This is a genomic window from Telluribacter humicola (assembly GCF_017355935.1).
Lineage (GTDB): Bacteria > Bacteroidota > Bacteroidia > Cytophagales > Spirosomataceae > Telluribacter > Telluribacter humicola.
In genome coordinates this window covers 684195-699868 of sequence record NZ_JAFIQT010000002.1, presented here as the reverse complement: position 1 = coordinate 699868, position 15674 = coordinate 684195, and the positions used below count along the sequence as shown (strand labels likewise).

The 15674-nt window shown below is 49.9% G+C and carries 13 protein-coding genes; 8 read left to right on the top strand and 5 right to left on the bottom strand.

What is annotated here, in order from left to right; genetic code table 11:
- Window positions 1-96 precede the first annotated feature (96 nt).
- A complete protein-coding gene (locus JUB14_RS13975) occupies window positions 97-2535 on the top strand; it encodes a cadherin-like domain-containing protein (protein ID WP_207506916.1) in 2439 nt (812 codons plus the stop codon).
- A 153-nt stretch (window positions 2536-2688) separates the two neighbouring features.
- Entirely contained in the window at window positions 2689-3969 is a 1281-nt protein-coding gene (locus JUB14_RS13970) for a DUF11 domain-containing protein (RefSeq protein WP_207506915.1), read from the top strand.
- A gap of 75 nt (window positions 3970-4044) precedes the next feature.
- Here JUB14_RS13970 and JUB14_RS13965 read toward each other — a convergent pair whose 3' ends face one another.
- From JUB14_RS13965 to JUB14_RS13950, 4 genes are all read right to left on the bottom strand, one after another.
- A complete protein-coding gene (locus tag JUB14_RS13965) occupies window positions 4045-4584 on the bottom strand; it encodes a 3'-5' exonuclease (protein ID WP_207506914.1) in 540 nt (179 codons plus the stop codon).
- A 182-nt stretch (window positions 4585-4766) separates the two neighbouring features.
- Complete coding sequence (locus JUB14_RS13960) at window positions 4767-5162, bottom strand: hypothetical protein (protein ID WP_207506913.1); 396 nt, start codon at window positions 5160-5162, stop codon at window positions 4767-4769.
- A gap of 50 nt (window positions 5163-5212) precedes the next feature.
- Window positions 5213-5563, bottom strand: a complete 351-nt coding sequence (locus JUB14_RS13955; RefSeq protein ID WP_207506912.1) for a PadR family transcriptional regulator — start codon at window positions 5561-5563, stop codon at window positions 5213-5215.
- A gap of 74 nt (window positions 5564-5637) precedes the next feature.
- Window positions 5638-6111: an Lrp/AsnC ligand binding domain-containing protein gene (locus JUB14_RS13950; RefSeq protein WP_207506911.1), complete on the bottom strand. Its 474-nt coding sequence runs from the start codon at window positions 6109-6111 to the stop codon at window positions 5638-5640.
- Window positions 6112-6679: 568 nt separating this feature from the next.
- Here JUB14_RS13950 and JUB14_RS13945 point away from each other — a divergent pair.
- The 6 genes from JUB14_RS13945 (at window position 6680) to hslV (ending at window position 14021) form a co-directional block, all read left to right on the top strand.
- Window positions 6680-7915, top strand: a complete 1236-nt coding sequence (locus JUB14_RS13945; protein ID WP_207506910.1) for a DUF819 family protein — start codon at window positions 6680-6682, stop codon at window positions 7913-7915.
- Window positions 7916-8082: 167 nt separating this feature from the next.
- Entirely contained in the window at window positions 8083-9870 is a 1788-nt protein-coding gene (gene lepA / locus JUB14_RS13940) for a translation elongation factor 4 (protein WP_207506909.1), read from the top strand.
- A gap of 113 nt (window positions 9871-9983) precedes the next feature.
- A complete protein-coding gene (locus tag JUB14_RS13935) occupies window positions 9984-11645 on the top strand; it encodes a pyruvate dehydrogenase complex dihydrolipoamide acetyltransferase (protein ID WP_207506908.1) in 1662 nt (553 codons plus the stop codon).
- Between the two features lie 127 nt (window positions 11646-11772).
- Window positions 11773-12735: a helix-turn-helix transcriptional regulator gene (locus JUB14_RS13930; RefSeq protein WP_207506907.1), complete on the top strand. Its 963-nt coding sequence runs from the start codon at window positions 11773-11775 to the stop codon at window positions 12733-12735.
- 54 nt (window positions 12736-12789) lie between these two features.
- Window positions 12790-13299 (top strand): DinB family protein, encoded by a 510-nt coding sequence (locus JUB14_RS13925; RefSeq protein WP_207506906.1) that lies wholly within the window; start codon window positions 12790-12792, stop codon window positions 13297-13299.
- A gap of 182 nt (window positions 13300-13481) precedes the next feature.
- Entirely contained in the window at window positions 13482-14021 is a 540-nt protein-coding gene (gene hslV / locus JUB14_RS13920; RefSeq protein ID WP_207506905.1) for an ATP-dependent protease subunit HslV, read from the top strand.
- A 47-nt stretch (window positions 14022-14068) separates the two neighbouring features.
- Here hslV and dacB read toward each other — a convergent pair whose 3' ends face one another.
- Window positions 14069-15538, bottom strand: a complete 1470-nt coding sequence (gene dacB / locus JUB14_RS13915; RefSeq protein ID WP_207506904.1) for a D-alanyl-D-alanine carboxypeptidase/D-alanyl-D-alanine endopeptidase — start codon at window positions 15536-15538, stop codon at window positions 14069-14071.
- Window positions 15539-15674: the final 136 nt, after the last annotated feature.

The window sequence follows — 15674 nt, the reverse complement described above, 5'->3', positions numbered from 1 at the left end:
CATCATAACCATGAATAACTAACTCTATGCAATACCAAATGAATGTCAAACAACTTTCCTCAGCTTATTAAAGAACAACTACACACAAACTATTCTATGAAACACCTCCGACTGTGGCTGTCTTTTATAGCCCTCCTCTTTTTAATGACCACAACAGTATGGGCTCAGACTTCTGACAATACTGTAAAGTACCGGGTTACTTACGACCCGGCCGAATCCAAGTATACGGTATGGGTGGTACCCCAGTACTCAACCCCCAGCAGCCATAATACCAGCCAGGATGAGTACGGATCGACAGCTCAGGTAACCATTAAAGTGCCAGCGGCCTTTAATATCCTGGCTATAACCGACATCAAAGGTACCTGGGACAAAAATCCGATTAAACTAGGCGACCAGGCTAACTTTGCCCCCATGGGAACGTCCCGCTACTATACGATAGGCAAGTCTCCCGAAGAGACCAACTACGGAAAATTCACAGCCAATGAGCCCGTAGCTATTTTCTCTTTTACGGGTAGTGCCTGTGCCGGTGCGGTGGAAATTATGCCCTTCACTGATAGCTTTATCGCCAAAGCCCAGACTGCCTACCAGCTCAACATTCAAGGTAGCTTTTACTCCCGCTCGGGACAACCCGCCGGTGGTAACATAGTCCCTCTTGAGCAGTACATCGGTGTGGATGGCAAGCCTGCTTACTGTCCGCCAGTGGCTACCAATGACCTGCTTACTGGTATAAAGCCTGGTGCAAATGCCGTGGTATCTATCCTGACCAACGACAAACTTAGCGACAGCGAGGTGCCTGAGCTTGACTCAATAACTATAGCCATGTCAGTAGTTATTCCTTCCGGTGCTAACGCTGGTACGTACAACAGCACAGAAGTAGGAGGAAAAGTGGTAATGGAAGTACCTGGTGAAGGTACCTGGACGTACGATCCGGCCACGGGTGAACTGACCTTTGATCCGATTCCAGGTTTCACAGTCAATCCTACGCCGATTACTTACAAACTGACCGAGAAGGCATCCGAACTATTTGATGATGCTACTGTAACAGTTGAATACGACAAGTTGCCACCATTGGCTGTTAACGATACCAACGCTGCTGATCCTACAGATCAGGCCCAGCTATCCAAGCCTGGTGATGCGGTAGTACTGGCGATCCTTGACAATGACAAGCTAGCCGATGGAAGTACTGCTACTTTTACACTGGCTGACGCGGATATTGATACTACTCAAGCCGGTGTACAACATGTATTCACAGTGGCTAACGAGGGTACTTATACCTATAACCCTGCTGATGGTAAACTGACCTTCCAGGCATTGCCTACTTTCACCAGCGATCCTACACCACTCAGGTATATTCTGATCGAGAAATCTACTTCTCTATCGGACACTGCTACGGTAACTATTTATGTTAACGATCCGCCGGTGGCTGTTAATGATACCTACGAAACCGATGAAGATACCAAACTGACAATACCTACACGTGGTATTCTAGCTAACGATACCGATAGCGATACACCAGACAGCGGATTGTCAGTAGTTAAGATGGTGACAGCTCCTGCCAATGGTACCGCTACTGTTAACGCAGATGGTTCATTTGAGTACATGCCTAATTTGGACTACAATGGTACTGATACCTTTACTTACTTCATCACTGATGGCGTATCGAACAGCGACACTGCTACCGTTACCATCACCATCAAAGGTGTTGATGATATCTTGAGTCTGCGTCCGAAAGTATACCTACAGGGAGCTCTCTATGGTGTAACCAGCGGCGGCTTGATGCGTGACGATCTACGTACCAAAGGCTTACTGCCAACTGCATCACCATACGCAGCCTGGGCACCTAAGCAAGGAAAAGGTCCGGCCGCTGAAAGCGTAGCTTCTACTGCTATATTTGATGCTACCGGTGATGATGACGACATCGTTGACTGGGTGTTCGTTGAACTTCGCGATGCCACCACCCCTGCTACAGTAGTATTCAGCCGCTCAGCGCTTCTGCAGAGAGACGGTGACGTTGTAGCCGTAGATGGTACCTCAGCGGTTGAGTTTGTAGCCGACAAACTGGGTAGCTACTATGTGACTATTAAGCACCGCAACCACTTGGCCGTAATGACTGCTGCTGCCGAAGCACTGTCACCAACACCAACGGTAGTTGATTTCCGTCAGGCAGGTACTCCAACTTACGTGCAGGTAGCCAACGACGCTATCCATCAGGCACAGGTAGTTGTAACCCAGGGTAGAGCTATGTGGGCAGGTAATACGATCAACGATGGTAAGGTAGTCTTCCAGGGTACCGGAAACGACGTTGAAGTTATCTACAACCAGATTATCAACGCTACCGACAATACTGAGTTCAAGTTCCCGAACTACGTACTGAAAGGCTACCATAACGGTGACGTGAACATGAATGGTGAAGTGATCTTCCAGGGTACTAAGAATGACGTCGAGTTTATCTACCAGAACGTTATTAAGAACCACCCGGGTAACACTACACCTGAAATCAACTTCGTAATCCAGGAGCAGTTGCCTAGTAACTAATAAATTATTGGATGGGAGCAGTTTTTATCTGCTGCTCCCATTCTTTCTTTATATTGACCACCCAATGTCTGTGTACTTCCTTGGTGAAGATGCACAAAACGCGAAAGAGAGTCGGTACTACTAGTTAAGGCTCAAAATTCATATCCAGCAGAAATGAGAAAATTCACCCTTATCATGGCACTTGCCGGCTCTCTCTTACTGGGGGCTTTCAGTTCGTTTGCTCAGGACTTATCAACGAATCAGGTAAAGTATCAGATAACCTTTGACCAGGCTACTCAGTCGTATACCGTTTGGGTAATCCCTATGTATAATACTCCCAATGCCAATAACCCTAGCACGGACGAAATGGGAAGTACGGCACAGGTTACACTGAAAATACCTAAGGACTTCGTGATGAAGAACCTGACCAGCATTCATGGAAGCTGGCGAAAGCCGCTGACGATATTGGGTAACCCTGCCACACACCCTAAGTTCGCCAACTATACCTACGACAAGAACTTCTACTACTGCTCCGTAGGGAAAGAACCTGGTGAAAGCAGCTATGGGAAATTTACGGCCAATACACCGGTGGCTTTGTTTTCATTTCAGACCACGGGTTGCACCGGCCCTGTTGAAATCCTGGATAAGAGTGATCCCTTCATTGCAGCTGCTTATAAAGCTTACTCCCTTAATGTGGAATGTAGTTTCTACTCCCGCTCTGGGCAGTCATCCGGCGGTAACGGATTACCTACTGAGCAGTTTTTACAAATGCTTGGTCCAGGGGCCCAATGTCAGGAAGCGCCCAAGAAGATTGACCTGGTGCTGACTACCTCGCTGGATAACAAGCTACCGGAGGTAGGTGATAACGTCAAAATTACGGTTGTGGTAAAGAACAATGGTCCGGATAATGCTACGGGAGTACAAGTAAAAGACGCTCTGCCTTCGGGATTAGAAATAGCTGGTTCCAGCTCTACGCAGGGTAGCTACGCCAATGGTATCTGGACGATCGGTTCTCTGGCGGTTGGTGAATCAGTAGTACTGACACTTACTACCAAAGTGGTAGCCACCGGTATACAGTACTATGTGGCGGAGGTATCCAAAGCCGATCAGGAAGATATCAACTCCACTCCTGACAATGGTATACCTGACGAAGATGATTACGGACAAACCTGCGCGGGAGCACCTATCCTGCTTTGTGCCGGACAAGCCGTGGAACTGAGCATTGCCAGTACCTATACCAATGTTCAATGGTTCAAAGATGGTACCTCCATCTCCGGTGCCAATAGTACTACCCTTAAGGTAACTTCTACGGGTACATATACCTTTACCGCGACCAATGCCGGATGTTCTACCGGTGCCTGCTGCCCGATCATTGTGGTGGAAGGAAATTGTTGTCCGGCCGAGATATGCGTACCGGTTACGATCAAGCGGGTACGTACGGCTGCCAAGAGGTAGGTACTTCAATACCGCAAATACAAAGAAGCCCTCCCCAAACCGGGGAGGGCTTCTTTATTATAAAACTAATTGTTTCTACTGGAAGAGTGTCGGCTCGGTATTCTTCGGGATCAGACTCTGGTCATCATGCCGAAGCAGCATCTCGAACAGCGTCACCGTAGCGGCCGCATCGCCGGCCGCCCGGTGCCGGCCATTCAATACTATATCCAGGCTTTGACACAGATTCCCCAGACTATACGATTTGTAGCCCGGCAGTAGGCGGCGACTCAGCCGAATAGTACAGAGCTGCTCACGATGGTAGTGCTCGTCGAGCCACAAAAACTCTTTCTTGATGAAGTTATAGTCAAACTGCACATTGTGGGCCACAAACCAGGCATCCTTAGTAATGGAGCGAACAGAGTCAGCTATTTCGGCAAAGAGGGGCGCATCCTGCACCATCTTGTCTTCAATACCCGTAAGGCGAGAAATAAAAGGGGGAATATTTGTCAGCGGATTTACCAGAGAATGAAATTCGTCTACTACCTGCTGACCGTCGTGTTTATAAATAGCTACCTCAATAATACGCGTAGGGCCTTTAATACCTCCGGTCGTTTCAATATCCACAATGCAATACATGTATCTAAAAAGGGTATGTCTGGTACGGAGTGCCTGCTGTCATTGGGCACTCACGCTATGGTTACTATCCAACTTGAACACTACAAAGTAAGAAAAAAATCCAGGGGATAATCAGGATTAAGAAAGGGTATTTTGTATATGGTAGTAAAAATAGCGTGTATGTGGTGGAATTACGGGCCCGCCTACACAGAGAAGTAGTGAAATAAGGCAGGCAGCACAAAGATCATCGAGAAAACAATAACCCCCAGCACCGTGGCCATCATTACATGGCTCGGGTATTCGCGGCGAAGGACATAAGCGCCGTAGAGGCGGTTCCGGTTCTCGAATACGATATCCGTCAGCGACGCCTCCGACACCAGCAGATGCTTATGCTCGATCTGCAGATGCTTCAAAGTGGGCGGACTGGCCTCCTGAAACAGCTCCTGCTTCACCTGTTCGAATGCATATCCCTCCCACAGAAGCTCCTCTGCCTCACTAGCCATATGATCCAGTAGCTCGGGCAGTAGTTTGCTCTCGACACCGCTCTTCTCCAGATAACGGCGAAGTTCATACAGGCGTTGCTCGTTAAGAGACTTCATAGGCAGTGTATAATTTATAACGTGCGATTCTAGATGATAACTACCTGGTATTATTCAAGGGCCAGTTTAGATGGCTTGATCAGCATCTTCATGGCTTCCATAAACCGTTCCAGCTCGTGGGTCTTGGTGTGGGCGGTCTGAGCGCCTTCGTTCGTGAGGGAGTAGTATTTTCTGAGCCGTCCGTCTACGGCCTCCGACTCCGTTAGCAGCAGTCCATCCTGCTCGAGCTTATGGAGTACCGGATACAAGGCTCCGAAGGTAAGGGTGATGCTACCATCTGTCCGTTCTTTTACTTCCTGGGTTATTTCATAGCCATACATTCGCCCGCGCTCAGCCAGAAGGTTCAGCACTATGGTTTTCAGAGTACCCCGTACGTACTCATTACTTCCGTTGTTTTCCATGATAGGTTTACCTGTTACTACACAAATATATAAGAATTCGGTATATATCGACTCTACTCGGCAAAAAAGTTTACCTATTGCTCCTCATTCAACGGGATAGACCGGTTGATCCGCTCTTCGAGTGAGATGAATGTCTCAGTGCGCTGGATGCCCTGTACCCGCTGGATCTTATCGTGCAGCACCTCGCGCAGGTGTTCGGTATCGCGGCATACGATCTTGGCAAATATGCTGTATATACCAGTTGTATAATGGATATTGACGACTTCAGGAATACGCTCAAGCTGTTCGGCCACCTCTTCGTACAGGGAGCTTTTATCCAGGTATATACCCAGAAAGGCATTAATGTCCCAGCCCAGCCTGGCGGGATCAATGATCAGTTGAGAGCCTTTCACAATCCCCATCTGTTCCATTTTCTTCATCCTCACGTGTACCGTTCCTCCCGACACAAATACTCTTTTTCCGATTTCGGTATAGGGCAATCCTGCGTTTTCCATCAGTAAGGCCAGAATTCGGAGGTCAGTATTGTCAATTTCTAAATTTTTGTTCATTTTTGGACCCTGATTTAGATACCATCTAACAATGTGGCGCAAATTTTAAAAATTATCTAAATTTTAAGAAATTTTACTGCAAATATTTTAATATTCCAGAGAAGCGCTTTACATTTGTATCATCAATTCAACGAAAGAACAACGGTTCTGGTCAGAATTGAAACGTTTTTTGACTACATTGTAGGATGATGAAACTGGCAGCCATGCCCTCCTGTCTCGGGGGTGGTGAGTCCGGGATAAACGCGGTATAATGCCGGCCTCAAGTCGACTGGGGTTGACCACCAAGCTTTTGTACCGCAGCTAACCGCACCGTGGGTGGTTCGAATCCCCCTCCTACAGCACTAAGAAAAACTTATTAAGCGATTGTTATCGCAAGTAGTTTTATTTGGTTTTTAGTTTGTTGATGAAGTGTAATTTGACACGCGGGTTCATTTTGAAACCTGCGTGTTTTCTTTTGTAGCCCTTGTCGCTCCTTCCGTCCATACCGGGTACTCTGTACAGTAGGTACTTTATAAGTCTGTTACTTTGACTATCTTGCGCCTTTACCCGTTTCTACCATTTTATCTTCATGATTCAGAATGACGCTATAGTACTGGGTATCCTGATGCTCATACTGGCGCTGGTATTTTATACGGCCTCCCTCCCGCAGCGCGGCTGGCAGCGATTCTATGGCGTTGTTCCTCCCCTGTTGCTCTGCTACTTCATACCGGGGGTACTTAATTCACTGGGTATCATCGATGGAGCTACCTCGCAGCTCTACCCCGTCGTATCCAGGTACTTTTTGCCCGCCTGTCTGGTACTGTTCACCCTAGGTATGGACTGGCAGGCTTTGTGGAAACTGGGTCCACAGGCGCTCTTAATGATGCTGGCCGGTACCGTAGGTGTCATGATTGGCGGCCCTATAGCCCTCTGGATTGTGAGTGCCGTCAGTCCCGAAACGGTAAGTGGTGAGGGGTCCGAGGCGGTATGGCGCGGCCTGGCCACCATAGCCGGTAGCTGGATCGGGGGCGGAGCCAACCAGACGGCTCTGCGGGAGGTATTTACTCCCAGCGACCGGTTGTTTTCGCAGGTAGTGGCGGTAGATGTACTGGTAGCCGAACTCTGGATGGCCGTGCTGATCTACGCAGCGGGTTACACCGCTCGTATTGACGCCCGGCTCCGGGCCGACAGCAGCCACATTACGACCATTCAGAAACGGCTGGAAGAAATAGAACTTTCTAACCAGCGCATACCTGCTACCCGTGACCTGATGTACCTGGGTGCGGTAGGCTTCGGAGCAACCGGATTGGCCCACTGGCTCTCCGAGCAGATCACGCCCTTCCTGGCGACCAACTTTCCTGAACTGGAAAAATACAGCCTTACCTCTCCATTTTTCTGGATTGTATCTCTGGTAACTATCATCGGCATCTTATTGTCGCTAACGCCCCTGCGCCGGCTCGAATTTGTAGGGGCCTCCCGGCTGGGCAGTGTATTCTTATATGTACTGGTAGCCACCATTGGGATGCAGATGGACCTGGGGGCCGTAGCCGACAATCCGGGCCTGTTTGCCATTGGGTTAGTCTGGATGCTGATTCATGCCCTCTTTATTATAGGAGTAGCCCGGTTGTTCCGGATTCCATTCTTCTTTGCGGCGGTAGGTAGTCAGGCCAACGTGGGAGGTTCGGCTTCGGCTCCGGTTGTCGCCGCGGCCTTTCATCCCTCACTTGCCCCGGTAGGGGTATTGCTGTCTATCCTGGGCTATGCCGTAGGTACCTACGCCGGCTACCTTACCGCTATTATGATGCAATGGGTAAGCGAGATGTAACAGGAAGCCTCCCTGGTACGTTATTGCACTTAGGGATGATGAGTCGTATAAATTATACAGCCCTATTATTATAATCCCCGTAAGGCGTGTAATTTTGTATTCTTAAAATAGGAAACCCCTGTCAAGTACTTTAAAACTCCCCCTCGGGGTTGGGGACAACAACATACATGAAAAATATTCGCAATTTTTGCATTATAGCTCATATTGACCACGGAAAGAGCACCCTGGCCGATCGACTACTGGAATTTACCAAAACGGTAACCAACCGCGAAATGCAGGCGCAGCTTCTGGACGATATGGACCTGGAACGTGAGCGGGGAATCACCATCAAAAGCCACGCCATTCAGATGGACTATATGCTGGATGGTGAGAAGTATACACTCAACCTGATTGATACTCCGGGTCACGTAGACTTCTCGTACGAAGTATCGCGTTCCATTGCGGCCTGTGAGGGAGCCTTACTCCTGGTAGATGCGGCTCAGGGTATCGAAGCCCAGACTATTTCCAACCTGTACCTGGCCATCAACCACAACCTGGTGATCATACCGGTACTGAATAAGATAGATCTGCCCGGTGCTATGCCCGAGGAGGTTAAAGACCAGATCGTGGACCTGATCGGTTGCGACCGCGAGGACATTATCCACGCCAGTGGTAAGGAAGGTATCGGTATTGAGGATATCCTGCACGCCATTGTGCATCGGGTACCGGCTCCGCAAGGCGATCCCGAAGCACCCCTGCAGGCGCTGATCTTTGACTCGGTATTTAACTCCTACCGGGGTATTGAAGTAATATTCCGGATCAAGAACGGAAGCGTTCGTAAGGGTGACCGGGTAAAGTTTATGGCGACCGGTAAGGAATATATCGCGGATGAAATTGGTACGCTCCGCCTGCAGAAACAGCCCAAAGATGTGGTAGAGTGCGGCGACGTAGGCTACCTGATATCCGGGATTAAAGTCGCTCGTGAGGTAAAGGTAGGTGATACATTTACGCATATACACCGCCCCTCGCCTACTATGATCAAGGGATTTGAGGAGGTGAAGCCCATGGTATTTGCCGGTATCTATCCGGTGGAGACCAGCGAGTACGAAGACCTGCGCGATGCCATGGAGAAACTGCAGCTTAATGATGCAGCCCTTGTATGGGAACCTGAAACCTCGGCAGCCTTGGGATTTGGTTTCCGTTGCGGCTTCCTGGGTATGCTGCATATGGAGATCGTACAGGAGCGTCTGGAACGTGAGTTTGACATGACCGTTATTACTACCGTTCCTTCGGTACAATTCAATGTGATCAATACGCGGGATGAAGTACTGAAAGTGAGTGCCCCTTCGGAAATGCCCGAGCCGAACCATATCAACTGGATCGAAGAGCCCTTCATCAATGCTCAGATCATATCCAAGTCCGAGTATGTAGGGGCTATTATGACCCTCTGTATGGACAAGCGCGGGATGCTCAAGAACCAGATCTACCTGACCTCTGACCGGGTGGAGCTCCAGTTCTCGATGCCCCTGGCCGAGGTAGTATTTGACTTCTTTGACCGTCTCAAGACCATCTCCCGCGGCTACGCGTCGCTCGATTACGAGCTCAGCGGCTACGAAGAATCGGACATGGTGAAGCTGGATATCATGCTTAACGGTGACCGCGTAGATGCTCTTTCGGCCATTGTTCACCGTACCAAAGCTTACGAGTGGGGAAAGAAACTGTGCGAAAAGCTCCGCGAACTGATCCCCCGCCAGATGTTCGAAATTGCTATTCAGGCGGCTATCGGACAAAAAGTTATTGCCCGCGAAACCGTTAAGGCCATGCGCAAGGATGTACTCGCCAAGTGTTACGGGGGTGATATCTCGCGGAAGCGCAAACTCCTTGAAAAACAGAAAAAAGGAAAGAAGCGGATGCGTCAGGTAGGTAACGTGGAGATTCCGCAGGAAGCCTTCATGGCCGTACTCAAGATTACCTAATATATCGGCATATAGACAATTTTAACAGCAAAAGGACGAGCGTTCGTCCTTTTGTTGTATTTTTGGCTGACCAATAAATAAGAATTCTGAATTAAATATACTACTGAATTAATATGGCAGAAGCAATCCGTATGCCCAAGATGAGCGACACCATGGAAGAAGGTGTCATTGCCGAATGGCACAAAAAAGTAGGTGATCAGATAAAATCCGGCGATCTTCTCGCCGAAGTGGAAACCGACAAAGCTACCATGGACCTCGAATCGTACGAAGAGGGGACCCTTCTTTATATTGGTGTAGAAAAAGGAGCTTCTGTACCTATTAATGGTATCATAGCCGTAGTCGGCAAAGACGGGGAAGACTACAAAGTGCTGCTGGAAGGTGGAAGCAATGGCAGTTCAGCCCAGAGCGAACCCGTAGAGGAAGTGAAGCAGGAGAAAGAAACCGTAGCTCCAGCTGCTAAAAAGCCAGCCGCTTCCAATGAAAAAATAAACGCCACTGTGGTACGCATGCCCAAAATGAGTGATACCATGGAAGAAGGTACGCTTGTATCGTGGCAGAAAAAAGTAGGTGATAAGGTAAAATCAGGTGATATACTGGCCGAAGTAGAAACCGATAAGGCTACGATGGAACTGGAAGCCTACGAAGAAGGTACCCTGCTCCATACCGGCGTTAAAGAAGGTGAAGCTGTACCCGTCAATGGCATCATTGCTGTCATTGGGGAAGAAGGCGCCAATGTAGAAGCGCTGCTGGCCCGCGAAAACGGGGAGTCCGGACCGGATAGTGACGTAGAAGACATTACGGATAAAGAATCTAAGGTTTCCGAAGTACCTACGGTAAGTGCCTCCGCTCAGGGAACGGTGTCTGCCAATGACTCTGACCGTATCAAGGCGTCTCCCCTGGCTCGCAAGCTAGCCGAAGAAAAAGGCATTGATATTAACCAGATCAACGGCTCCGGCGATAACGGTCGTATTGTGAAGCGTGACATTGACAGCTTCGTACCTGCCGCCAAACAGGCTGCTCCGGCCGCCGCCGAGGCTCCCAAGCATGCTGAATCCAAAGCTCCTGCCGTTTCGCCCGAACCGGTTGCCGCGGGTGACTACGAAGATATCCCGGTATCGCAAATGCGTAAGACCATTGCTCGCCGCCTGAGCGATAGCCTCTTCACCGCGCCGCACTTCTACCTGACCATGGAGATCAAAATGGACAAGGCCATGGAGCTGCGTCCGGTGCTGAATGGTGTTAGCCCGGCGAAGATATCTTTCAACGACATGGTGATCAAAGCCTGTGCCCTGGCGCTGAAGCAGCACCCTGCTGTGAACTCGGCCTGGTTGGGTGATAAGATCCGTCGCTATAAGTATGTCAACGTAGGGGTAGCCGTAGCCGTTGAAGATGGTCTGCTGGTACCTGTAGTACGTGACGCTGACAAGAAGACACTCTCTACCATCTCGGGTGAAGTGAAAGAGTTTGCCGGTAAAGCCAAAGACAAGAAACTGCAGCCTAAGGACTGGGAAGGTAATACTTTCTCGATCTCTAACCTCGGTATGTTTGGTATTGATGAGTTTACCGCTATCATCAACCCACCAGACGCCTGTATCCTGGCCGTAGGCGCTATCAAGCAGACTGCCGCTTTCAAAGAAGATGGTACTCCTTACCCGGTTAATGTCATGAAGGTAACGCTGTCGTGTGATCACCGCGTGGTGGACGGAGCTACCGGATCAGCCTTCCTACAGACCGTGAAGAAGCTGCTCGAAGAGCCAATGAGCATGCTGGTGTAAGCAAAATAAATTCTAGTGGAAAGAGGGTTAGACTACGTTTAACCCTCTTTTTTGTAGGATAGTAAGTACATCCATTCCGGTACTTTTGAAGTACAAGGTACTACCCTACCACCTAACCCGCCCAGCCATGAATCGCCTCGACCGCATTACTGCCATCATGATACAACTGCAATCCAAACGGATTGTAAAGGCACAGGATATAGCTGACCGCTTTGGCATCAGCCTGCGTACCGTATACCGCGACATCCGGACGCTGGAAATGGCCGGGGTGCCTCTGATCAGTGAAGCCGGAATCGGCTATTCAATCATAGATGGATACCGGCTGCCACCGGTACACTTTACCAGCGAAGAGGCCATGTCGTTTGTAACAGCTGAGAAGCTGGTAGATAAGCTTACTGATACCGCTACCCGTACCTCGTACCAGTCGGCCCTGTACAAGATCAAGGCGGTACTGCGGACCAGCGAGAAGGAGATGCTGGATAGTGTCAGTCAGCATATTAAGGTAGTAGAGAATCCTTACCTGCCTAAGGACCGCCACAAAAACCTGCACATCGAGCTGGTCCTGAACAGTATCCTCCACAAAAACGTACTCCGGATCAGGTACTTCTCTACGGCTCATCTGGATACGACGGAGCGAGACATCGAACCAGTAGGTACGTACGCCAACGGCTCCTACTGGTACCTTATTGCCTACTGTCGGCTTCGCCAGGCCTACCGCAACTTCCGTCTGGACCGGGTGGAGTCCATCCAGCGCCTTACTGAACGATTTCATACCCAGCACCCCAGCCTTCAGCACTTCATAGAAGAAACCTCGCGGCAGCAGGATCTGCATAAAGTAGTACTCCGGCTGGATAAGCGGGCTTATAAGTACCTGGGCGACCAGCACTACTACCATGGCTTTGTTTCACAAACCGATAGGGGGGAGCAGATCGAGATGACCTTCCTAACTACCAGCCTGACTGGTATGGCGTACTGGTTTATGCTGCTGGGTGAAGCTGCCGATATCGTAGAGCCCGCCGAACTGAAACAGTTAGTACTGGATAAAGTAGAAAAAGTACGGCTCAGAATTTCTGAAACTCTGCTGACATAGGGCTGTCACTCCCCTGCCTGATCTTTGTAGCATCAACTAAACAAACGATCAGCTATGTTATCATTTATCGAAGCCTACCAGAAAGAACTCGAACAGGAAGCCGTTCAAACCCGCAAAATGCTTGCCATAGTACCTGCCGATAAGATGGACTGGCAGCCTCACCCCAAGAGCATGACCATTAAGGCGCTGGCTACGCATCTGGCCGAGATTCCCATAATGATCACCATAGCCGTCAGCAAGGACAAATGGGATTTCTCAGAAAGTCCCTACAATCCGGCTGACTACCCCGACGCCACAGCCCTGGTAGAGCGATTTGATGAATGCCTGTCGGAGGCACAGGCTGCTTTGGCCAACGCCAGTGACGACATACTCAGGAATGAATGGGTCCTGTGCGACGGGGATACCATCTACGGCGAGTTTGAGAAGTGGGAAGCCATCCGTCATGCTTTTGGTCAGAACGCCCACCACCGCGCCCAGCTGGGTGTATTTCTCCGCCTGCTTGACATCCCTATCCCCGGTCCCTACGGGCCAAGTGCAGACGAAATGCAAGCTGCCTACGTATAGCCCGGGCTGCTATTTTTCCTGAACGTAAATGTACTAATACAGAGCGAGAAACATTCCGAGGATGTACTACCCGCCTGTCAGCTGGCGCCAGAACCTGAACGTTAGCCTCTGGTTTGTAGTTATACTAGCTGTTTATAGGTAGATACATCTTTCAGAAATACGCATTATTTATACATTTGTTCATGGAAAAAATTCACGCAACTACCGTCCTGGGTGTACTGCATAATGGTACCGTAGCTCTCGGAGCCGACGGACAGGCTACCATGGGAAATACCGTAGCCAAGAGTAACGTCAGGAAGGTACGTACCCTCATGGGAGGTAAGATTCTGGTGGGCTTTGCCGGATCAACGGCCGATGCTTTTACTCTACTGGAAAAATTCGAAGAAAAACTGAACGGCTACGGCGGTAACATGAAGCGCGCCGCCATTGAGCTGGCCAAAGACTGGCGTACCGACCGCTATCTGCGTAAGCTGGAAGCTATGATGATCGTTGCCAGTAAAGAGGAGCTACTGGTGATATCGGGTACCGGCGATGTACTTGAGCCCGAGAATGGCATAGCCGCTATCGGGTCCGGAGGTAATTTTGCTCTGTCCGCTGCCCTGGCATTACACAAGCACGCTCCCCAGCTCACAGCCGAAGAGATGGTGCGGGAAGGCCTCAGCATAGCTGCCGACCTCTGCATCTATACCAACCATAATCTGGTGCTGGAAAAAATAAGCTAACACCATTCATCACAAATACCTCCGGGGCTAATGTTCCGGAGGTATTTTTATAAGCTGGCCAGCTGGATCATCAGTTGCACCAGCTCCCGGCTGATCTGACGACTATTCTCAGGCTGGTACTTGTGCGCGATGATGGAGAAGCTAAGCCGGTCGCCGGAGCGGGTGTTGACATAGCCCGCATACGCACGCGTACCTTCAATACTACCACTCTTAGCCCGGACATTACCCGCCGCCCGGGTACCTTTCCCCATATTACGTACCGTTCCCGACTGCCCCATCACGGCTATACTCCTATAGAAGTCGTTGTAGGCTTTGTCTTTGGCCGCCGCGTTGAGTATATCGGTAATGTTCTGGGTAGTCAGTGAGCCAGTAGGCGACAATCCGCTACCATCCTTGATATAAAAACCGCTAACGTCTACTCCTTTCTTCTGCCAGTAGTTTGCCACTGCTTCCGTCGCACCATCAAAGTCAGAGCGGTCGGCCAGTTGCTTCCCCGCGGTCTTGAGTAAGGCATCCGCATATAGGTTGATACTCCACCAGTTAGTTTCCTTAGTTATATCCCGCAGAGCGGGTGAAGTGTAGGTGTCCAGCACTGTACGGTTATTCTGCGAATTAGGTACACTACTCCATACGGCAGCGTCATTCGCTACTTTGATCGAGTCACTCAACAAGCTCTGCTGAAGTGTTGAGACTACGTAGTAAGCGGCATCGGGTATGGCTCCTTTGACTGAGAAGGAGGCGACACCACGGGGTACCGTACCCGTCAGGACGGCTCCATTTCCGATGGGGCTGCTGTATATGATCACCTGGTCACCTGATCCGGCTTCGCCCGTAGTCACCCGGTTGGTGAAGGTCAGGTAAGGCATTGACGGCGATGTACCGATTACCTCCGTAGGGTCGCCCTGGTTCTGGCCCGGCCGGAAGTACACCCGGTACAGGTTTTCATTGAAGTTAAGTCCACGTACCCCGGCCCCATAGTAGTTGCCTACATCTCCCCAGATCCAGCTATCGGCCAGGGGCTGATCATCAAAGTAGCTGGCATCTGCCACGATCTGCCCTTGTACATAGCGTATACCCGCTTTCCTGACCGCTTCGGTCCAGCGCCGCAGTAGTGCCGCATCGCTGGGGTACCCCTTAAACCGGTCACTGCCCAGGGTGGGGTCGCCGGTACCTCGCAGGTAGAGGTTCCCTTTGAGGGTATCGTTCTCCACTTTCCCGTCGTACTCCAAATAGGTTTTATACGTAAAGTCGCCTCCTAATGCCGACAAAGCCGTGGCCGTAGTTACTAGTTTAAGGGTTGACGCCGACGGCAGCGATTGCTGATGATTCATCGCCGACAGTACCTTGCCTGAGCTCACCTCCTTCACACACACTGAAAGAGTGCCGTGACGCATCAGCTCGCTATTCTGCAACTCTACTACCGCATCCTTAAACTGGTCCAGCGCTGCTGAATCAATGGTATCGGGTCGGGTTGCATCAATAATCAAAAGCCATATAATAAGACTAAGCTGTTTCATTTTAGTAGGTATATAGTAGAGTACCTCTTTCCTCCGTTATACGATTTTCTTGCCTGCTCCCCATAAACATGGGGTAAACTGCGCCGTTTTTGGTACTTTTGTAGGAACCATCTTAACTTAACAAACGAATGTCGTT

Coding starts and splice junctions, on each gene's coding strand:
- JUB14_RS13955 (WP_207506912.1), bottom strand. CDS start 5,563: ATGGAAAACAACGGAAGTAATGAGTACGTACGGGGTACTCTGAAAACC.
- JUB14_RS13965 (WP_207506914.1), bottom strand. CDS start 4,584: ATGTATTGCATTGTGGATATTGAAACGACCGGAGGTATTAAAGGCCCT.
- JUB14_RS13945 (WP_207506910.1), top strand. CDS start 6,680: ATGATTCAGAATGACGCTATAGTACTGGGTATCCTGATGCTCATACTG.
- dacB (WP_207506904.1), bottom strand. CDS start 15,538: ATGAAACAGCTTAGTCTTATTATATGGCTTTTGATTATTGATGCAACC.
- JUB14_RS13930 (WP_207506907.1), top strand. CDS start 11,773: ATGAATCGCCTCGACCGCATTACTGCCATCATGATACAACTGCAATCC.
- JUB14_RS13970 (WP_207506915.1), top strand. CDS start 2,689: ATGAGAAAATTCACCCTTATCATGGCACTTGCCGGCTCTCTCTTACTG.
- lepA (WP_207506909.1), top strand. CDS start 8,083: ATGAAAAATATTCGCAATTTTTGCATTATAGCTCATATTGACCACGGA.
- hslV (WP_207506905.1), top strand. CDS start 13,482: ATGGAAAAAATTCACGCAACTACCGTCCTGGGTGTACTGCATAATGGT.
- JUB14_RS13925 (WP_207506906.1), top strand. CDS start 12,790: ATGTTATCATTTATCGAAGCCTACCAGAAAGAACTCGAACAGGAAGCC.
- JUB14_RS13975 (WP_207506916.1), top strand. CDS start 97: ATGAAACACCTCCGACTGTGGCTGTCTTTTATAGCCCTCCTCTTTTTA.
- JUB14_RS13935 (WP_207506908.1), top strand. CDS start 9,984: ATGGCAGAAGCAATCCGTATGCCCAAGATGAGCGACACCATGGAAGAA.
- JUB14_RS13950 (WP_207506911.1), bottom strand. CDS start 6,111: ATGAACAAAAATTTAGAAATTGACAATACTGACCTCCGAATTCTGGCC.
- JUB14_RS13960 (WP_207506913.1), bottom strand. CDS start 5,162: ATGAAGTCTCTTAACGAGCAACGCCTGTATGAACTTCGCCGTTATCTG.